Origin of the sequence: Polaromonas sp. (assembly GCF_039930745.1) — a bacterium.
GTDB lineage: Bacteria > Pseudomonadota > Gammaproteobacteria > Burkholderiales > Burkholderiaceae_C > Polaromonas.
On the sequence record NZ_JBDTTH010000005.1, the window covers coordinates 60,218 to 78,915 of the forward strand.

Annotated in this window: 17 protein-coding genes; 12 read left to right on the forward strand and 5 right to left on the reverse strand. The window is 61.9% G+C overall.

What is annotated here, in order from left to right; genetic code table 11:
* Window positions 1–43: 43 nt before the first annotated feature.
* Together ABI660_RS03385 and ABI660_RS03390 are read right to left on the reverse strand one after the other, a co-directional pair.
* Window positions 44–946 carry a DMT family transporter gene (locus tag ABI660_RS03385; protein WP_348064949.1) on the reverse strand — a complete coding sequence of 301 codons (903 nt, stop codon included), beginning with the start codon at window positions 944–946 and terminating at the stop codon, window positions 44–46.
* A 38-nt stretch (window positions 947–984) separates the two neighbouring features.
* Entirely contained in the window at window positions 985–1,767 is a 783-nt protein-coding gene (locus ABI660_RS03390) for an SDR family oxidoreductase (protein ID WP_348064951.1), read from the reverse strand.
* Window positions 1,768–1,906: 139 nt separating this feature from the next.
* On the opposite strand from ABI660_RS03390, the gene ABI660_RS03395 reads away from it, so the two are divergent.
* The 11 genes from ABI660_RS03395 to ABI660_RS03445 all read left to right on the forward strand — a co-directional run bounded on the left by ABI660_RS03395 (window position 1,907) and on the right by ABI660_RS03445 (window position 15,163).
* Window positions 1,907–3,592, forward strand: a complete 1,686-nt coding sequence (locus ABI660_RS03395) for an electron transfer flavoprotein-ubiquinone oxidoreductase (RefSeq protein ID WP_348064953.1) — start codon at window positions 1,907–1,909, stop codon at window positions 3,590–3,592.
* A gap of 435 nt (window positions 3,593–4,027) precedes the next feature.
* On the forward strand, window positions 4,028–5,134 hold the full coding sequence (galE, locus tag ABI660_RS03400; RefSeq protein ID WP_348064955.1) for a UDP-glucose 4-epimerase GalE: 1,107 nt from the start codon (window positions 4,028–4,030) through the stop codon (window positions 5,132–5,134).
* Between the two features lie 92 nt (window positions 5,135–5,226).
* Entirely contained in the window at window positions 5,227–5,571 is a 345-nt protein-coding gene (locus tag ABI660_RS03405) for a hypothetical protein (RefSeq protein ID WP_348064957.1), read from the forward strand.
* A 2-nt stretch (window positions 5,572–5,573) separates the two neighbouring features.
* The gene (locus ABI660_RS03410) at window positions 5,574–7,091 is read left to right on the forward strand and encodes a lipopolysaccharide biosynthesis protein (protein ID WP_348064959.1); all 1,518 of its coding nucleotides are present in this window, start codon (window positions 5,574–5,576) and stop codon (window positions 7,089–7,091) included.
* Complete coding sequence (locus tag ABI660_RS03415; RefSeq protein WP_348064961.1) at window positions 7,075–8,562, forward strand: O-antigen ligase family protein; 1,488 nt, start codon at window positions 7,075–7,077, stop codon at window positions 8,560–8,562. The genes ABI660_RS03410 and ABI660_RS03415 overlap by 17 nt, the downstream gene beginning before the upstream one ends.
* An 8-nt stretch (window positions 8,563–8,570) precedes the next feature.
* On the forward strand, window positions 8,571–9,533 hold the full coding sequence (locus ABI660_RS03420) for a glycosyltransferase family 2 protein (RefSeq protein WP_348064963.1): 963 nt from the start codon (window positions 8,571–8,573) through the stop codon (window positions 9,531–9,533).
* Between the two features lie 4 nt (window positions 9,534–9,537).
* A complete protein-coding gene (locus tag ABI660_RS03425; RefSeq protein WP_348064965.1) occupies window positions 9,538–10,620 on the forward strand; it encodes a glycosyltransferase in 1,083 nt (360 codons plus the stop codon).
* Window positions 10,621–10,696: 76 nt separating this feature from the next.
* The gene (locus ABI660_RS03430) at window positions 10,697–11,857 is read left to right on the forward strand and encodes a glycosyltransferase family 4 protein (RefSeq protein ID WP_348064967.1); all 1,161 of its coding nucleotides are present in this window, start codon (window positions 10,697–10,699) and stop codon (window positions 11,855–11,857) included.
* Window positions 11,854–13,545: a GMC family oxidoreductase gene (locus tag ABI660_RS03435; protein ID WP_348064969.1), complete on the forward strand. Its 1,692-nt coding sequence runs from the start codon at window positions 11,854–11,856 to the stop codon at window positions 13,543–13,545. Before ABI660_RS03430 ends, ABI660_RS03435 begins: the two co-directional genes overlap by 4 nt.
* Complete coding sequence (locus tag ABI660_RS03440; RefSeq protein WP_348064971.1) at window positions 13,542–14,558, forward strand: NAD(P)-dependent oxidoreductase; 1,017 nt, start codon at window positions 13,542–13,544, stop codon at window positions 14,556–14,558. Before ABI660_RS03435 ends, ABI660_RS03440 begins: the two co-directional genes overlap by 4 nt.
* Entirely contained in the window at window positions 14,546–15,163 is a 618-nt protein-coding gene (locus tag ABI660_RS03445; protein WP_348064973.1) for a serine acetyltransferase, read from the forward strand. Before ABI660_RS03440 ends, ABI660_RS03445 begins: the two co-directional genes overlap by 13 nt.
* A 36-nt stretch (window positions 15,164–15,199) precedes the next feature.
* On the opposite strand, the gene ABI660_RS03450 is transcribed toward ABI660_RS03445, so the two are convergent.
* Complete coding sequence (locus ABI660_RS03450; protein WP_348064975.1) at window positions 15,200–15,892, reverse strand: WecB/TagA/CpsF family glycosyltransferase; 693 nt, start codon at window positions 15,890–15,892, stop codon at window positions 15,200–15,202.
* A 188-nt stretch (window positions 15,893–16,080) separates the two neighbouring features.
* Here ABI660_RS03450 and ABI660_RS03455 point away from each other — a divergent pair, with 188 nt between their 5' ends.
* Window positions 16,081–16,416: a VanZ family protein gene (locus ABI660_RS03455; protein ID WP_348064977.1), complete on the forward strand. Its 336-nt coding sequence runs from the start codon at window positions 16,081–16,083 to the stop codon at window positions 16,414–16,416.
* Here ABI660_RS03455 and epsG read toward each other — a convergent pair.
* The gene (epsG, locus tag ABI660_RS03460) at window positions 16,379–17,311 is read right to left on the reverse strand and encodes a chain length determinant protein tyrosine kinase EpsG (RefSeq protein ID WP_348064979.1); all 933 of its coding nucleotides are present in this window, start codon (window positions 17,309–17,311) and stop codon (window positions 16,379–16,381) included. The two genes, ABI660_RS03455 and epsG, sit on opposite strands and share 38 nt — an antisense overlap.
* Window positions 17,308–18,696 (reverse strand): chain length determinant protein EpsF, encoded by a 1,389-nt coding sequence (gene epsF, locus ABI660_RS03465; protein ID WP_348064981.1) that lies wholly within the window; start codon window positions 18,694–18,696, stop codon window positions 17,308–17,310. Before epsF ends, epsG begins: the two co-directional genes overlap by 4 nt.
* Window positions 18,697–18,698: the final 2 nt, after the last annotated feature.

The window sequence follows — 18,698 nt, forward strand, 5'->3', positions numbered from 1 at the left end:
AGGCAAAAAATGGCGGAAGGAAGATCATCGCCGGGATGAGCATTCACCGATGCGCCCGTATGGAAACGAGAATGCCCAGTGTGAACAACACGCAGGCGGCGAGCTGCGCAGCGGTGGGCCAGCGGCCGTCCCACGCGAAAGAATAAAGCAAGGCAAAAATTGTTTCACTGACGATGAGCTGCCCGCACAGGCTGGCGCTCAGGCGCTGACTGGCCACGTTCCACAATATCGTGGCCAGCCAGGTGGAACCCACACCGGCCAGCACACAAAGCAGCACAAAGGTGCCCCAGTCCTCGTGCGCAGCCATTGCATGAAAGTCCGAGCCTGCCACCGCCCACATGAGCAGCGCACCCAGGCCGGTGGCGATGCCCAGCCAGTTCGCCCAGTCGGTGGCATTGACCTCCGGGTGCCGCTTGAGCCACGCGGAGTTGAGAATGGCAAAAGCCGTCCAGCACACGAGCGAGGCAGAAACAAACAGCATGCCGCGCCGGAAATGCGGGGTCGTGTCCTGGCCCGCCTCATGCGTGGAGCCCATCATGAGCGCCAGTCCGGCCAGCGTGAGTGCCAACCCTGGTAGCAGTGAGGGCCAGCGCAGGCCCTGCGGCTTGCCCAGCAGCATGACCCAAAGTGGAATGGTGCCAATGACCAACGAAGGCACCTCGGTACCCGCATCGCGAATGGCCAGCACCAGCAGAAGGTAATAACCGCTGAAGCCCAGCACACTCATGGCCAGCGCAGCACCGGCCTGGCGCAAGCTGGGCACACGCCTGCTGCGCCAGCCCGCAAGCATCACCAGCGCCGCGACGAGGCCGTAAACGGCAAAACGGCCCGCCATCAGGTCCACCGACGAAAACCCGCCAACGCCCATGTTGACCATGCGGGGCGCCACAAAAACCAGGCCCCACAGCGCACCGGCTGCCAAGCCGGCTAGAACACCGGTAAGCATCAGCGAAAAACGGCAAGGAATAAAACCCGGCGCAAGCTTCAGACTCCGAAACCGTCGTCCGCAGCAATGACGGCGCCGTTGACAAAATGGCTCTGGCCGCTGGCCAGCATCACCAGCAATGCGTCCAGGTCCTCCGGCTTGCCGATGCGCTTGCGCGGCAACATCTGCACCAGCTTCTGGCCCTGCTCGGTCTGCCAGTGGTGATGATTGATCTCGGTGTCGATGTAGCCCGGGCAGATGGCGTTGACGTTGATGCCGAACTTGCCCCACTCCAGCGCCATGGCCTTGGTCATTTGCACCACTGCGGCCTTGCTCATGCAGTACACGCCGATCTGCGGCAACACGCGAAGGCCCGCCATCGACGCGATGTTGATGATGCGGCCGCCGGCAAAGCTGCCGGGTGCCATGCCGCGCGAACGAGCCAACATGCGTTTGCCGACTTCCTGAGCAACAAAAAATGCGCCTTTGACATTGGTGCCAAAAATGAAGTCGTAGTCGTCTTCGCTCACGTCCTGCATGCGCTGCGTGGTACTCACGCCCGAATTGTTGACGAGAATGTCGATGGGCCCGACCTCGGTTTCCGCATGGGCAACCGCGGCCTTGATGCTGGCATGGTCCGTCACATCGAGCATGACCACGTGGGCATCGCCGCCCTCGGCTTCGATCTGTGCACGCAATGCCTTGAGCTTGTCCATTCTGCGGCTGGCCAGTACCACCGCAGCGCCGGCGCCGCTCAAGGTCCTGGCGAACTGCGCACCCAGTCCGCCTGATGCGCCGGTCACAAGTGCGACACGCCCTGAAAGATCCAGGCTATAAGCCATTAGAGGCTCCTCTCAATAAAAGTGTACGAATGCGAACGGTCGTTCGATGCCCCGGATTCACGACATAAAATCAGGCGCGAAACCTGCGGCCGTTACCCAAGGGCCACCGTTCCTGAAAATCATTATCAGCGAGTCCACCATGAAAACCGAAGAATTACTAGCCCAGTTCGGCCCCCGCGAAGCAATGGAATACGACGTGGTCGTTGTCGGGGGCGGCCCCGGTGGCCTGGCGACTGCCATTCGACTGAAACAGCTGGCCGCAGAGAAAGGCACGGAGCTTTCGGTCGTGGTGCTTGAAAAAGGCTCTGAGCCTGGCGCGCACATTCTCTCCGGCGCAGTCATGGACCCGAAGGCCCTCACCGAGCTGATTCCGAACTGGAAAGAACTCGAAGCGCCGCTCAACCAGCCCGTGACCAGCGACGAGGTATTGTTCCTCAGCGAAACGGGTGCCACCAAAACACCGGCATTTTTCGTGCCCGAGTGCTTCCATAACGAAGGCAACTATGTCATCAGCCTGGGCAATGTGGTGCGCTGGCTGGCGCAGCAGGCGGAAAACCTCGGCGTTGAAATTTTCCCCGGCTTCGCGGCCGCCGAAGTGCTCTACAACGACAACGGCTCCGTCAAGGGCGTGGCGACCGGCAACCTCGGCGTCGGCAAGGACGGCCAGCCGAGCGACCACTTTCAGCTCGGCATGGAACTGCACGGCAAGTACACCATCTTTGCGGAAGGCGCACGCGGCCACCTGGGTCGCCAGCTGATGGCCCAATTCAAGCTCAATGACGGCAAGGACCCGCAGGCCTACGCGTTGGGTATCAAAGAACTCTGGGAAATCGATCCCGCCAAACACAAGCCCGGTCTGGTGGTGCACACCGCCGGCTGGCCGATGGACAGCAAGACCTACGGCGGCGGCTTCATGTACCACCTGGAAGACAACAAGGTCACGCTGGGTCTGGTGGTCGGCCTGGACTACACCAATCCTTACCTCAGCCCCTTCGAGGAAATGCAGCGCTGGAAGACCCATCCGAGCATCAAGGCTTACCTGGAGGGCGGCAAACGCATCAGCTACGGCGCGCGCGCGATCACGGCCGGTGGCTTGGTCAGCCTGCCCAAAACAGTGTTCCCCGGTGGCGCGTTGATCGGCTGCGAAGCCGGCTACCTGAATGCCGCCCGCATCAAGGGCAGCCATGCAGCCATCAAGACCGGCATGCTGGCGGCAGAAGCAGCCTACGACGCCGTCACCAGCGGGCGCCAGCACGACGAACTCAGCGCCTACCCCGAAGCCTTTGCCAAGAGCTGGCTGCACGCCGAACTCAACCAATCGCGCAACTTCAAGCAGTGGTTCAAGAAAGGCGTGTACCTCGGCTCTTTCATGACCGGCATTGAGCAGTGGCTGCTGCCCAAGCTCGGTATCCGCAATCCGCCCTGGACGATTCGCCGCAAGACGGCCGACCATGAGATGCTGAAGCCGGCTGCAGAATGCCAGCCGATTGTTTATCCCAAGCCCGACAACAAGATCACCTTCGACCGCCTGAGCTCGGTGTTTGTCTCCAACACCAACCATGAAGAGCAGCAGCCCGCCCACCTGACACTCAAGGACGACAGCGTGCCGGTCAACATCAACCTGGCGACCTACGCCGGTCCGGAATCGCGCTACTGCCCGGCCGGTGTGTACGAGTTCGTAAAAAATCCGGACAACACCGACCGCCTGCAGATCAATGCGCAGAACTGCGTGCACTGCAAGACCTGCGATATCAAGGACCCGACCCAGAACATCGTGTGGGTCACGCCAGAAGGCGGTGGCGGTCCAAACTACAGCGGTATGTAAAACCGCTCAGCTCCAAAAGAGCCCGGTTTTCCGGGCTTTTTTTTTGCGCGACTTTTGCAGCCCCGTCAGCGTCAGCGAGGAAAGCAAGTCGTTTATAAACTTGTGACTTTCTGTCGCCGGACTCGGATGTGCGGTGTCACGCGCTGAACGCGTCCCATCGGGAGAAAACGGCTGTTTCAGCCCCAGCCCACAGCGTGCCGGGCGAACGATTGGTCACGCTTTGTCGGCACATCCCCTCCATCGGGCCGATGTCTGACGCACACAATGGTTCTCCTCCGACACAGGCTATTTCGGCAGTCGGGGAATCTATAAGCACGCAGTTGAAGATCGCGCCACCCCTAGCGTGGCTGCGCTTTACAGCGCAACGCCGCTTTCCGTCGAATTTCGTGGCTCTCCACCTCCTTCAACCACACCGGCTCTCCCGGTTCTTTCAAAATGACTTTGAACAAACCCCATGTATTGCTAACCGGCGGCGCCGGCTATATAGGCAGCCACACCTACGTCGCCCTGGTCGAGGCTGGCTACCAGCCTGTGATTCTTGATGATTTTTCCAACAGCCACCCGGTGGTGCTGGACCGGCTGCAGCATCTGACCGGCCAGCGCGTGGTCTGCGAGCGTGGGGATGTTCTTCACACCGGACTGGTTACAGAAGTACTGCAGCGCCATGGCTGCGTTGCCGCCATTCATTTCGCCGGGCTCAAGGCGGTCGGGGAAAGTGTTGAACAACCGCTGCGGTATTACCGAACCAATGTGGGAGGACTGGTCAGCCTGCTTCAGGCCATGGAAACTGCCGACTGCCGTTCTGTGGTCTTTTCCTCCAGCGCAACGGTCTACGGTGACCCCGCACACATTCCGGTCACGGAACAGTCTCCATGCATGCCGGAAAGCCCCTATGCTCATACCAAACTGGTGTGTGAAAACATCCTCGCCTCACTCAAAGGGGCAGATCCCTCCTGGCGTGTGGGGGTTTTGCGTTACTTCAATCCTGTAGGTGCGCATCCCAGCGGCTTGATCGGCGAAGATCCCAGCGGCGCACCAAATAACCTGATGCCCTATGTCACCCAAGTCGCTGTCGGCAAGCGCGCCAAACTGCGCGTGTTCGGCAACGACTACGCTACACCCGACGGCACGGGTGTGCGGGACTACCTGCACGTTTCAGATCTGGCCGAAGGCCATGTGGCAGCGGTCCGCGCGCTGCTGGCGCGGGAACAGAGTTTCACGGTCAATCTGGGCACGGGTGAGGGTACAAGTGTGCTCGGCGTCCTGGACGCGTTTGAACGCGCCAGCGGCCAGCCCATTCCTTTTGAATTCGCGCCGCGGCGTGCCGGCGATGTCGCAAAGTATTTCGCCGATGTATCGATGGCGGAGGATCTTCTGGGCTGGCGTGCCACCCGCAGCATTGACGACATGTGCCGCGACTCCTGGCGCTGGCAGCAAAACAACCCTGACGGCTACCGGACAGCCGGAAATGCGCCCACCAGCCCCGTGCACTCTCTCCGGGCGGGAGTTGCCAGCCCGGCCCTAACCGGCGGAGTTGTCTGACTCCAGCGCCGGACAGCCATGGCCCATTCGGACTATTGTTTATTGCTGCACTGCACAACAAACTCCTCTTTCCCCTCCACAAGAGGACCTTCATGCGTCTTACGTTGCTCTCATCCGCTTTTTTTTCCGCCTGCCTTACATCGGCCGCGGCCCAACCCGGCCCGAGCGCACTTCCCGCTGCAAACACCAGCAAAATCGTCAAGGCCAAACAGCTTGCAAAGGCCCCCGAGGCAACGACCCGCATGAAGCTGCAACCCGGTCAGGAAGCCATCAAGGTCAGCGCGGCGCACACTGCGGCGCCGGGCCGACCGATGGCCCAAGGCACTGTTGCCAGCCAGCCGGACGAGCCCGATGAGCTGCCCTATGGCACCCTACTGGCCACGCTGGTCCTGATGGCCGCCATTGCCGTGCGGCGGTCAAAAGCAGGAAGGCCTTGAGCATGGGCGGGCTCGGCCGGCCTGGCGTGACAGCGGTCAAGTGGAGTGCGGTTTCCACCGCCGCCCGTTTTGTCCTGCAATTGCTGGCGCAAGTGGTGCTTGCCCGCACGCTCGGGCCGGAGATCTTCGGTGTCTTCGCAATTGGTATGGTCGTGTTGACCTTCGCCACCTTTGTTTCCGGCTTTGGCTTTAGCTGGAGCCTGCTTCAGCGAACCACGCTGCGGGACCAGGACATCCGTTTCGCCTGGACATGGCAGCTGCTGGTAGGCGCCATAACCATGCTTGCACTGTATCTGCTTGCACCCCTGCTCGCGCAATACTTCAGGGAACCCCGGGCGGAATCGGTCATTGAGTGGCTATCGCTCGCCTGCCTGCTAACAGCAGCGGCGGCCCCGGCCACCTACCTGCTGCAGCGTGATCTGAACTTTCGGGCCGTCGGATTGGTGCAGGTCGGCAGCTACGCGGCAGGTTACGTTGCTGTCGGCATGCCCATGGCATTGCTGGGATGGGGCACGGGCGCTTTGGTGGCGGCCTGGCTCGTGCAAGCCGCTGTGCAACTGGTCGCCAGTTATGCACTCAAGCCGCATGCCGTGCGCCCGCTTTTCTGGTACCCCGATGCGGCCTCAGCGGTGGGCACCGGCCGCACGGTTTTTTTCACCAACATCATCAACTGGGTGCTCAACAACATGGACCGCGTGCTGATAGGCCGGCTGCTCAATGCCCAGGCGCTGGGCTTGTACAACGTTGCCTACAACCTGGCCACCATGCCCAACACCTTGCTGCTGGGTGCCTTGCAACCGGCTTTCCTGGCCGCCGGTGCGCGTCTCCAGAACGAGCAGCAAAGGCTGGGCCAAGCCTATTTCCAGATGCTGGCCACTATTCTTGTTCTGGCGGTTCCGGCCTTTGTCTTTCTTGCCGTCATTTCCGCCGACCTCGTGCGTCTGCTCTATGGACCCCAGTGGAGCGGTGCGGCATGGGTGCTGGCCATCCTGTTCCTGAGCATGCCGGCTTATGTGATCTGGGGGCTGTCCACGCCAGTTCTCTGGAATACCGGGCGCAAGCACTATGAGTTTGTGCTGCAACTGCCATTGGTTGCCGCGGGTGCCCTTGGTTTTTATTTCTTTGCCGGCCAGGGCATCCTCTCAGCAGCCAGCGTAGCCGCCTTGCTGCTCGTGCTGCGGGCAGGGGTAGTCGGTGCCGCAGCGTTTCGTGCGGTGCAGCTGAACTGGACAGGGTTGCTGCCTCACCTCGCGCGCGGGTTGCTGCTGAGCACCCTGGCAGTAGCTGGTGCCCTGGCCGGCCAGGAGCTTGCAGGCAGGTCCGGGCAGCCACTGCTTTCCCTGATGGCCAGCACATTCATTGCCCTCGTCCTGCTCGCCTCCGTCGTGGCCTTGCGTCCGCAAGTGCTCGGTGAACAGGCCGCCGCCATGGTGCTCCGGTTTGTGCCCCGGCTTACGCACTTTCTGCGCCGGGCCAGCCCGCCAATGCCAGTGAAAACAATGGGTGAGCAACAGCTCTGAACGCCCCATCATGGAACAGGTCATCATTATTTCCGTTCTCCTGACAGGCGCCGTACTGGCAGCATTCGGGGCGACGCTGGGCATGGCCGGCGCTGTTCAGCTGACCTCCCGGCGCAGCCACGGCTATTTGCACTGGATGTTCTATGCAATCTTGCTGATGCAGGTGCTTTCCGTGGTGCTTTCCGGTCGCGATGTCACTGTACCCCTGAGCGTGAGCGAGCTCGATGTGCCGATCCAGCATCCACTGCAAAGTCTGGCCCAGCCCCTGGTATCGCTGCTTCTCCTGACCATAGCCTGCGAACGCATTCTCACCCATTGGTTGAAACGGGACAAAGCGGTGCTCATGCCCTCCGCAATCCTGGTGGGTTTCTTTATTTTCTGGCTGGGTACGGTAGCGGCCCCGGGGCTGCTGGGCGCCAACCCGAAGCTTTCCCATGCCTACATTTATCCGCTGGTTATCGGCATGGCGGCCGTCTTGGCCCAAAGCGATGAACTGAACCATGCCTTCAGGGCTGCGCGCAACGCTCTGCTGCTGTTCATGGTGGCAGGGCTGCTGCTGATCCCCTTCAAGACCAGCATGGTGCTTGAAACTTCCTACTCCCAGGGCCTGCTGCCCGGCGTACCGCGCTTGGCGGGCCTGGCGACCCATGCGGTGTCTTTGGGAATGCTCGCGCAGATTGGTTTGCTGTGTTTGCTGGCATGCCCCTATCGACGCATGTGGCTGAACCGGCTGGCATGGGCCATCGGGCTGGGCGTGCTCTTTATGGCCCAGTCCAAAACGGCATGGATTTCATTCATCCTGTGCTCGGCCTGCATCATTGCAGTGCGCGGAGGTCCGGCTTTCTGGCGCCGTGTGGGTGATCCGGTGCGCCCCGAGTTCGGCATCGCCTCCCTGCTGGCTTTCATGGCCGCAGTGGCAGCTTTGCTGCTGCTGCTGATATTCGGTGATGTGGGTGGCAGGCTGGGCAGTTTTTTTGACAGCGCCGAAGGCGCCCAACTCGCCTCCTTGACCGGCCGCGACCGGATCTGGGCTGTCGCCTGGGACGAATGGCAGCGCAATCCGGTCTTTGGTTATGGGCCTTCCTTGTGGGACGCCAGTTTCCGGGCAAGTATCGGCATGCCTGCCGCAACCCACGGGCACAACCAGTTCATGGACACCCTCGCGCGCGCCGGCATCGTCGGTGTCGTGGCCTTGGTGGTGTATGCGCTGGTACTGCTGGTGCTGTCCGTCAGGTATGCGCGTGCCAGCCATGGCATCTCGCTGGCACTGTTCGTGGCGCTGGCCATGCGCTCCATCAGTGAAGTCCCCCTTCTGCTGTTCGGTTATGGGTCCGAACTGGTCACGCATATGTTGCTGTTGATGACGCTGGCAAGTGCCGCCAGCGACGCCCGTCTGGCCCGGGCCCGGCCTGCCCCGCATCGCCCGGCATCCACGGCGGCCTTCACCACCCGCCAGCCATCGGCCACCTGATTCGCTCCATGAAGTTTTCCATCATCATTCCTCTTTACAACAAAGCGTCCTATATCGCAGGCACACTGAACTCGGCACTGGCGCAGACCTTTACGGATTTTGAGGTCATCGTGATTGACGATGGCTCCACCGATTGCGGCCCCGATCTGGTTGCTGCCGTGGACGATCCACGCGTGCGCCTGGTACGCCAGGCCAACGCCGGCGTTTCTGCCGCGCGCAACCGCGGGATCGAGCTGGCTAAAGGTGAATGGGTGGCATTTCTCGATGCGGATGACTGGCACCATCCGGACTATCTGGCTACCCTTGTGGCCACTCAAGCCCTTCACCCGGAAGCAGACACCGTAGCCTCCGGGTTTGTGTTTATCCCGGACAGCCCGGACCGCTGGCCACCCCGCTGGCCGGAATACGCCAACCCGCCGGACGTGGAACTCATCACGGATTTACCGGTGCGATGGATGAGAGGCCCATCACTGTGCACCAGCGCAGTCTCTTCGCGAACCGCACGGCTGCGGCAAATGCAACCCTGTTTTCCGCCCGGGGAGTCGCAAGGCGAAGACCTCGACCTCTGGTTTCGGCTGGCAGAGCAAACTCCGATTGCGCTGGTTCGTGCTCCGCTAATGGCCTACCGTGTGGCAGCAGAAGGCAGTTTGAGCACCACTCATATCGCTTCGACCATTCCACCGTTTTTGCAGCGCTTGCGCTTTCGTGCCATTTCCGGAGCCATGAGCCCCTCACTGCGCGGATCAAGCCTGTGGCTGGCAGCACAACACGATGTGACGCTGGCACGCCAGGCCGTGGCTTCAGGCAACCGGCTCGAGGCGCTGCGCTGCCTGTATCGGGGCCGTCGCGCCATCAACAGCGGACGCTGGTGGTTGACAGCCGTCATTGCGCTGCTTTTACCCGGCCAGACGATCCAGAACTGGGAACTCTGGCGCATGCGCAGGACAGCCACCCCGCCCGATGCGAGATAAAGACATGAAACCTGAAAACTTCTCCAGCCCTGGACGAGCATCGCCACCACCTTGCCGCGTGTCGGTCATCATCAAGGCGTTAAATGAAGAAAAAAGCATAAGGTCAACCATAGAAAGTGCATTGCGCGCGGTCGCCCCCGTGGGCGGCGAAGTCATCCTTGCCGACTCCTGCTCCACAGACCGCACCGTGGAGCTGGCGAGCGATTACCCGATACGCATCGTGCAGCTGATGCATCCCCACGAGCGTTGCTGCGGCGTCGGTCCTCAGCTGGGCTTCCAGCATTCACGCGGCGAGTTTGTCTACATTCTTGACGGTGACATGCAGATGCGGGAAGGCTTCCTGGAGCAAGCCATGGACTTTATGGCCGGGTATCCGGAAGTCGCAGGTGTCGGCGGCCATGTGGTCGAAGGCAACACCGAGAGTCTGGAATACCGCGCGCGCGCGGAACGTAGCCCGGCCCACCGGGCGCCCGGCCGCGTTGATCGTCTCGACGGGGGCGGCTTCTACAGACGCGCTGCCATCGAGGCTGCAGGCTACTTTTCAGACCGCAACCTTCACAGCTATGAAGAATTTGACCTGGCAGTGCGGCTGCGCACGCTGGGCTGGCAGCTATGGCGCCTGCCAGTCGAGGCAGCCGACCACTTTGGCCACGACGCTCCTCCCTATCAACTGCTGTTGCAGCGCTGGCGCAGCCGCTACATCTGCGGCTTGGGTGAACTGGTTCGCGCCGCCGCCGGCCAGCCACGCATGCGCCTGGTGTTGCAGGGTCTGAACGAACTGCGCCTCTACCTGGCGGTACTGCTGTGGTGGGCTCTGCTTGCCAGCGTCCCCTTCTGGCCCCTGCCCGGGTTGCCGCGCCTGGCTTGCTTCGGCCTGCTCGTTGCGGCACCCGTGATGCTGATGGCCTGGAAAAAACGCTCGCTGACCAAAGCACTGTACTCGGTGGTGTCGTGGTGCTTCAATGCTGCCGGACTCCTGCGTGGACTGGTGCAACCACAACGCCCTGCGCGAGAAGCCATTTCCAGCCGCATTCTCCGGGAACCCATGGGTCCTTTCTCACAAACGGTCCGGGGCGGCGTTCGCTAGTGTCCTGTCCTGTTCAGGCCGCAGCCGCTCTCCTCCTGTTTGCATTCCGGAAATAACCATGCCAGCAAATCAATCCATGTTCCCCCCAGCCGCGCCGATGCGTAGCGGCAACTACATCTACATCGCCTGTCCCTGGACTCCCAAAGGGGGCGGAATGTTCAAGGTGGCGGACTACCTCATCCAGGCGCAAGCCTTCAATCCACCGCCCGGTACCGCCGAACTGCGGCCGCTGGACACCCGCGGCGGTGCCAATGCGCTGTCTTCCTCCTGGTTCCTTGCTGCGGCCCTGGGGAAAATCGTGCGCGGAAGGCTCAATGGGCGGTTGGCCGGGGTGCACGTGAATATGGCGGAACGATTGAGCTTCTTCAGAAAAGCCGCGGTCATCGCCCTGTGCCGTCTCCTCGGTGTACCGGTGGTGCTGCATTTGCACGCGGCACAGCTGCACCACGCCTACCGGGCCTGGCCGCGACCGCTGCAGGCCCTGGCACGCTGGATTTTCTCCCTGCCCTCCTGCTGTGTGGTACTGGGCAGCGCGGCACGGCGCTTTGTCTGCGAGGAACTCAAGGTCCCTGCCAGCCGCATCGAAATTGTCATCAACGGTGTTCCGGAGCCTACCGAGACGCGGCGCGATGCGGCGGCACAAGACGTGCAGCGCATCCTGTTTGTCGGCAATCTGACAGAACGCAAAGGCGTGTCCGATCTCTTACACGCCATGGCTGTGCCCGGCTTCGATCCTGCCCGGCTGGAAGTGACGTTCGCTGGTGGCGGCGATGTCGGTAGCTACCAGGAGAAGGCGCGAGAACTGGGCCTAGACAGCTTTGTCCGCTTTGCGGGATGGTCAGACCAGCAGCAAGTGTCGCGCCTGATGGCGCGCGCCGATGTGCTGGTGCTTGCCTCCTATGACGAGGGCCTGCCCCTGGTCATCCTGGAAGCCATGGCCAACAGCGTGGCCGTTGTCTGCAGCCCGGTCGGGGAAATCCCTTTCGTTCTGACTGACGGCGTCAACGCCTGCTTCGTCCAACCCGGCGACGTAGCCGGGCTTGCTGCGGCCCTGCAGCGGGTGCTGCGGGAGCCTGCGCTGAGGGAATCCCTTGAGCGCAATGGGCGCGCACTGTATGACCTGCAGTTTTCACTGAGGCGCTTTTCCGCCAGCATTGCGCACATCCATCGGCGCCATTTCGGCATCGCGGGCCAGCCGCTGGAAAACAGCACACCGATCGAGGAGGCCTCATTTTGATTTCCAGTGCCAACAGCATCCCCCACGGCGCATGCCTCCAGGCCGACGTCTGCGTTGTGGGTGGCGGGCCAGCCGGCATCGCGCTCACGCTGGCCCTCTCGGCAAAAGGATTTTCGGTGCTGATGCTGGAGTCCGGATTCTTGAAGGCAGATGAAAAAACCCAGTCCCTCTATGAGGGAGAGATCGCCGACAAACGCCTGCACAGCCCACCGGACAAGTACCGGCAGCGGCGCCTGGGTGGTTCGACAGCCATCTGGGGCGGACGCTGCATGCCGTTTGACCCGATCGACTTTGAAAAACGCGACCACATCCCCCACAGCGGCTGGCCGCTGTCGTACGAAGACCTGTTGCCCTACTACCCCGAGGCCAATGCCCTGGCGGAGGCCGGCCGCTTCAGCTACAACGCCGAGGAGGCGCTCGGTCCGGACGTGGCCCCGCTGATTCGCGGCTTTAGCAGCACGCGGGTCCGCACAAGCGGGCTTGAACGTTTCTCCTGTCCTACCCATTTCGGAACCCGTTATGCCAAGCGGCTGCAGCTGGCTGCCGGTGTGGAGGTTCTGCTCGGGGCCAACTGCACCGGCATCCGATTACAACCGGACGGCCGTGCCGTGCGCATGATCGAGGTGGCCACGCTGGCCGGCAAACGGTTTTCGGTGACGCCGCGCGCAGCAGTGCTGGCTGCAGGGGGCCTGGAAACTGCGCGCCTGCTGCTGGCTTCGCGCGATACAGCGCCTGCAGGCATAGGCAATCACCACGACGTGGTGGGCCGTTATTACATGTGCCACATTGCCGGGAATGTCGGCATGCTGACGGTCCACGGCTCACCGGGTAGCGTGCGGCATGGGTACGAACTGGCGCCCGAAGGGGTTTATTGCCGGCGGCGCCTGTCAGTCACGGCTGGCGAGCAGCGGCACCTGGGTCTGGCAAATGCGGTCGGCCGCCTGCATTTCCCGCGTATCACCGACCCCGCGCACCGCAGCGGCGTGTTGTCCGGGCTGTTTCTGGCACGCAAGCTGATCAGCTACGAATACAGCAAGCGCTTGCACGATGGCAAAGCACCCACGCTGGGCACCTACGCACGCCACCTGCTCAATGTGGTGACCGACCCCATCGACACCGCCGCATTTCTGGGTCATTGGGTAACCCACCGAACCCTCGCGAGCCGGAAATTCCCGTCAGTGATCCTGCGCAACCGTACCAACCGCTTCAGCCTGGAAATGCATGGGGAGCAACTGCCACAAGCCAGCAGCCGCGTCATGCTTACCGACAAGATGGATGCCCTCGGCATGCCGAAACTGCGGGTGGACTGGCGCTACAGCCAGGCCGATATCGAGTCAGTCCAGCGAACCCTGGACGTTTTCGTCCGGGAATTTGAACAAAGCGGCACCGCCCGCCTTGAATACAACCGTTCAACCCTGGAGGAGGACCTCATGCGTTTTGGGGCGTATGGAGGCCATCACATTGGCACCACACGTATGGGCAACGACGAGCGCACCAGTGTTGTTAATGCCGACTGCCAGGTCCATTCCGTGCACAATCTTTTCATAGCGGGCAGCGCGGTATTTCCCACCTCCAGCCAAGCCAATCCCACGCTCACGCTCATTGCCCTGTCGCTGAGGCTGGGCGACACCCTCTCGCGCAGGCTGCAGGCCAGGGAGCCCGCGGAACTCCTCGAGGTAGCTGCATGAGGGTACTGGTACTGGGTGCCACCGGGCACATCGGCCGCCGGATGATGGAAGTGCTCCGGGCCACAAGTTGGTCGGCGCCCGTGGGCGCGTCACGCAGCCAGGTGAGCGCTGTCTCCTCCCCTGACGCCATGACCCTGGACACGCGCAATGTTCCAGCCTTGACTTCGGTGCTTAAGCGCTTTGATGCCGTGGTCAATTGCGTCGCCGGTGATGCCGCCTCCATTTCTGGAGGTGCTGAAGCACTCGTGCAAGCGGGCTTGGCCGGCGGCTGTCCGCGGATCATTCACTTGAGCACCATGTCGGTTTACGGACCGGCGGAAGGCGAGCTTCGTGAAGACGCAGCGCTCGATCCGGCTCTGGGATGGTACGGTCGCGCCAAGTGTGAGGCCGAAGCGCATTTAGCGGCTTATGCACGCCAGGGCGGTGAGGCGGTGATCCTGCGGCCTGGTTGCGTTTTCGGGCCGGGCAGCGAACTCTGGGTGGGACGTACAGGACGCTGGCTGCATTCCGGACGCCTGGGCGATCTGGGTGCCGCAGGCGATGGCTGGTCAAACCTGGTTCATGTGGATGACGTTTGCCAGGCGTTGGTGGCTGCATTGCGGCTGCCCGTCGCACCGGGACAATCGCCCGCCTTTAACCTGGCAGCCCCCGACAGCCCGCGCTGGAACGACTTCTTCGTGGATCTGGCGCTTGCGCTGGACGCCACGCCGGTAAGGCGTATTTCGCGGCGGCAGCTGCAGCTTGACGCCTGGCTGGCGGGGCCGCCACTCAAGCTGGCGCAGCTACTGCTCAAGCGTCTGGGAAAAGAACAAACCGCTCTACCCAGTCCGATGCCACCGGGGTTGCTCCGGCTATGGACACAGCATATTCACCTCGATGCCAGCCTCGCCACGCAAACACTGGGCCTGACATGGACACCTTATCCGGAAGGCCTGCAGAGTTCTGCGGCCTGGTTCTCCGGGAAGTACAGCTCCTCCGGGAAAATGATGGGTAAACCGCTGTGGATGCATTGAAAGCAGATACCTACCGCGAGTTTGGACGCTTCAGCTGGTGGCTGGTGGTCAAGGGCTTCTTCTTGCGCGAGGCGTATCGCGTCGTGGTCACTCTGCGCTGGTGCCAGGCTACGCGGCAACTCCCTTCGGCCGTTCGCTGGATCTTCTTCGTCCCCGCGCGCCTGTTGCACGGTCTTGCAAGTCAATGGGCTGGTATTGAACTCCCCTGGCGAACACCTGTTGCCGCTGGATTGGCATTGACCCATGGACGAGGCATTGTGGTCACGGCGGATGCGCGCATAGGCAGCAATGTGACCCTTTTTCACGGCGTTACCCTGGGGCGGCGCGATCAAATCGACAGTGAAGGACTTCGGTCCACCACCTATCCGGTCATTGAAGACGAGGTCTGGATCGGCCCGCACGCGATCGTGGTGGGCGGTGTGACGATCGGCAAAGGCAGTCGGATAGCCGGCGGCGCCTATGTTCTCGAGAGTATTCCGCCTCGCTGTGTCGTGATGGGCAACCCGGGGGAAATAGTCAAGAACGATTGCACACCCGATGTGGACAACCGCTGGGACCCGTCCTCCGACGCTTCGCCTTCTCGGCATCCTGCCGCTGCACCTTGATCCCCCGACGCAAAACACGGGGCTTCAGGACAGGGCTCAAGCACGGCGCACGGACGCCAGGCGCAGGGCTCGTGTCAGGAAAAGAGGGTTGCCGATCACATAACGCTGAAACAGGCGGCGCGGTTCCAACGCCAGCCTGAAGACCCATTCCAGCCCCTTGCGGCGCATCCACACCGGGGCGCGAGGCGTCTTGCCACCCAGAAAATCAATGATGGCACCACCGCAAACAATCAGACAAGGAAAAGTCAGCACCGAACGCAAGGCAGCAGCCACCTCCTCCTGCCGCGGCATGCCCATGCCGAGAACGATCAGGGCAGGCTGGTGCAGAAGGGCAAGACCTGCATAAACGCCGGTATCATGAAAACCATGGGCACTGACAAAACGGCTGTTGGGGGCAAACTCCCGCGCACCCAGCTGCAAGGCGCGTTGCAGATAGGGTTCCTCCGTTCCATAAAAAGCAATGCAACGTCCGTCGAACTGCCTGAGCAGTTGGGGGATCAGATCGGTTCCATTGAGATTGAGCCCGGGCTGCAGACGCAGCAGCTTGAACAGCGTGGCCATGCCCGAACCGTCCCGGAGCACCATGTCTGCCGAACGCAGGGCCTCAAAAAATGGTGCCGAGTTCGCCAGCGAATTCATGGCATGCGCGTTGGCGAAAGCCAGAACAAACGGACCATCAGGCTGACCCAGCCGGGCCAACAGTTGCTGCTCTTGCGTCGTGGTTTGCACGCGCTCAATTTTGTCAACGAGATAATCCCAGCGTTCCTGCCAGTCTGCACAGACGTCCGGACTACCGCGCATCATGTTGCAACCCTCGCGTTCGCAGCAGCGACACCAGGGGCGTGTTTCTGATGGAAAGCCATGCACGCATCTCCTGTAGCCAGGCAGTGCGGAGAAGCGTCCGCTTGCTGGCCGCCATGACCGTAATTCTGGCCAGCGCGGGCCTGTATGTACTTGGCACCCAGGCTTTTGCCATGGGCCTGTTTCCCTCCCCTTGGGACAAACTGGCGCATGTGATTACCTTTGCGTGGATAGGTGGGGCCTTCGGCCTGGCGACCGGCAAGCGTGGATGGCCCAGGGTTTTTTATTGCATCGCAGGCGCCCTCCTGATTGGCATCACGGACGAGTGGCACCAAGCCTATCTGCCCGGCCGGACGGCCAGCTGGAGCGACCTCCTCGCCGACGCCGCAGGCGGAGCGCTTGCCGCGGCCGCGCTCAGTTGGCGGCACTGGCTGATCCAGAGGCGAATTTGACATCGTTAAGGACCGAACCGACCAGGGCGACACCAAACTCCCGCAGGCCGTTCGTGAACCGGGCCAGCTGCGGCACAGAGCTCCTGTCTTGCCGAGCGACCACCAGCGCAGCGCCGGCACGCACCGCCACCGTGTGGGCATCCGCGCACTTGCTGGCAGGCGGCGTGTCGATGATGATGACACTGAAATCCTCGCCCAGGGACTGCAGAAGCTTGGAAAAATCCTGGCGACCGAGCAGCTCCTGCGGATTCGGAGGAATGGCGCCGGCAGGCAGCACCGACAGGTCCTGCAGGGTTTCAATACCAACTACCGCCTCGAGGCCGGCACGGCCCGCCAGCATGTCCGACAGCCCCGCTGTTCTGCCAAGATTGAAAAGGTGATGCTGGCGCGGCGCGCGCATGTCGGCATCAACAAGCAGGGTGCGCTCCCCCAATTGCGAAAAAACAATGGCGAGGTTGGCGGCAATATAACTTCGCCCGTCTCCGGCTCCCGCGCTGACGATGGCCAGTCCCCTTCGGTCTGCACCGGTGTCGAACCAGCGCAGCATCAACTGGCTGCGCAACTCACGCAGTTGTTCCACAGGACGGCTGCCGGGCTGGTAGGCTGCAACCAGCTCCCGGCTCAGGGTGCTGCCTCGGGCCAGGTACGGGTAGCCAAACTGGATGGACAAGGCATAACGAACATCGTCATCGCTTATCAGCCGAAGGGCAATGCCGGCATCGCCGAAACGCACGCCTCGTTCGCGCTGGAAATCCAGGATGCGCTGGGCATCAGGTGGTGAAAGTCTTCCTGAGTCAACCAGGATGGTGCCGATGGAACGCCCAGCGCCCGTGGCGGGTTTGCTGGGCACGGTCAGTGGCACTGACCTGATCGTCTGGGGCGGAGCTCTGTTCATGTGGACCTTCCTAATGTGAGACGATGCGAGCCGGGCAACCGGGCTGTGCCTGCACTGGAAACAATGCTAGCCAGCACCGGTAAGTCCAGCATGTGTACCAGATCTTCGGTGGATCTCACCCGGCGGTTCATCAGTTCAAGCAATACGGCGCACGCAATTCCCAGAAGGGTTCCGCCAAAAGCTGCAATCAGCAGATTGAGCAGCAGCTTCGGGCTGGACGGTGCAGAGGGCGGCGTCGCGGTGTTGAGGCGAACGGCATTGGTCTGGTTGGACAGGCTTTGCAAGCGGGTCTGCGATGCGCTCTGGGTCACCGTCTCATAGGCGCGTTGGGCCGACTCGACGTCGCGCCGGTACACATTCAGCTCATCGCGCTCCTTGTTCAGTTGCATGACACGTGCTTTCTGCGCTGCAAGCGCTCCCTGCAGCTCCCGTTCGCGGTCCTTGCCCACGCGGTAAGTCGTCTCGATCGAATTCGTGACACGCCCCACCTCGCTGGACAGGCGGCTGCGCAGGGAGGTCAGCTCGGCTTCGAGGCTTTGCCGCTCGGGATGATTCACGCCGAGCCGCGACCTGGCTTCCTGGACCTTGGCTTCGAGCCGGGCAATGTCGGTTTTCAGGCCATTGATCAAGGGACTCTGCATGACCTCGGCGACAGTATCGCCACGGGAATTGCGCTTGCTCTGGCTGTCTGTGGTTTCTCCCTGCACGGTCGTCAGCTGGGAGGATATTTCCGCCAGCTTGGTGGTTTCGTAGTCCACACGTTCGTCGCTTGAAACAATGCCGGCCTTTTGCTGGTATTGCGACAGGCGGGCCTGGGCTTCTTCCAGCTTCGCGCGCGAGGCTTTGGTTTGCTCGTCAAACCACTCCGCATAAAGCCGTGCAGGTTCGGTTTTGAGCGCCAGGGTGATGTCCAGATAGGCCTGTGCAAAAGCATTGGCAGTTGCCGCCGCCAATTCAGGATCATTTCCTTTGTAGGTGATGTTGATCACATTGCTCTCCCGGGCGGGCCGCACATCCAGGCCTTGCTGCAAAGAGCCGGCGAGCCAGGCGTCGAGTTCTCCGCGGCCTTCGGTCGCTTCCTGCCACTTCTCCCTGATCCCCGGAGCCTGGTCCAGCTTCATCGCCTTGACAACCTGTCGGGCAACACGATCACCGCCAATGATGTCAACCTGGGTGGCCATGTAGCTCGGTGCAACCACACCGGGTACCGCTGTCCCCGCCAGCGGGTCCGGCGAGCGGATGTCGACCAGCACCGCGGTCTGTGCTGTGTATTTGGCCGGAAGCAGAAAACTGACCGCAAGCGCGGCCAGCACCGTGGCGACCAGAATGAACAAGGCCACCGGGTAACGCGCCCGTAATATCAAAAGGAATTGATGGAGTGTCATGG

Coding starts and splice junctions, on each gene's coding strand:
- ABI660_RS03425 (WP_348064965.1), top strand. CDS start 9,538: ATGAAACCTGAAAACTTCTCCAGCCCTGGACGAGCATCGCCACCACCT.
- ABI660_RS03395 (WP_348064953.1), top strand. CDS start 1,907: ATGAAAACCGAAGAATTACTAGCCCAGTTCGGCCCCCGCGAAGCAATG.
- ABI660_RS03390 (WP_348064951.1), bottom strand. CDS start 1,767: ATGGCTTATAGCCTGGATCTTTCAGGGCGTGTCGCACTTGTGACCGGC.
- ABI660_RS03385 (WP_348064949.1), bottom strand. CDS start 946: ATGCTTACCGGTGTTCTAGCCGGCTTGGCAGCCGGTGCGCTGTGGGGC.
- epsG (WP_348064979.1), bottom strand. CDS start 17,311: ATGAACAGAGCTCCGCCCCAGACGATCAGGTCAGTGCCACTGACCGTG.
- galE (WP_348064955.1), top strand. CDS start 4,028: ATGACTTTGAACAAACCCCATGTATTGCTAACCGGCGGCGCCGGCTAT.
- ABI660_RS03420 (WP_348064963.1), top strand. CDS start 8,571: ATGAAGTTTTCCATCATCATTCCTCTTTACAACAAAGCGTCCTATATC.
- epsF (WP_348064981.1), bottom strand. CDS start 18,696: ATGACACTCCATCAATTCCTTTTGATATTACGGGCGCGTTACCCGGTG.
- ABI660_RS03440 (WP_348064971.1), top strand. CDS start 13,542: ATGAGGGTACTGGTACTGGGTGCCACCGGGCACATCGGCCGCCGGATG.
- ABI660_RS03455 (WP_348064977.1), top strand. CDS start 16,081: ATGACCGTAATTCTGGCCAGCGCGGGCCTGTATGTACTTGGCACCCAG.
- ABI660_RS03405 (WP_348064957.1), top strand. CDS start 5,227: ATGCGTCTTACGTTGCTCTCATCCGCTTTTTTTTCCGCCTGCCTTACA.
- ABI660_RS03410 (WP_348064959.1), top strand. CDS start 5,574: ATGGGCGGGCTCGGCCGGCCTGGCGTGACAGCGGTCAAGTGGAGTGCG.
- ABI660_RS03430 (WP_348064967.1), top strand. CDS start 10,697: ATGTTCCCCCCAGCCGCGCCGATGCGTAGCGGCAACTACATCTACATC.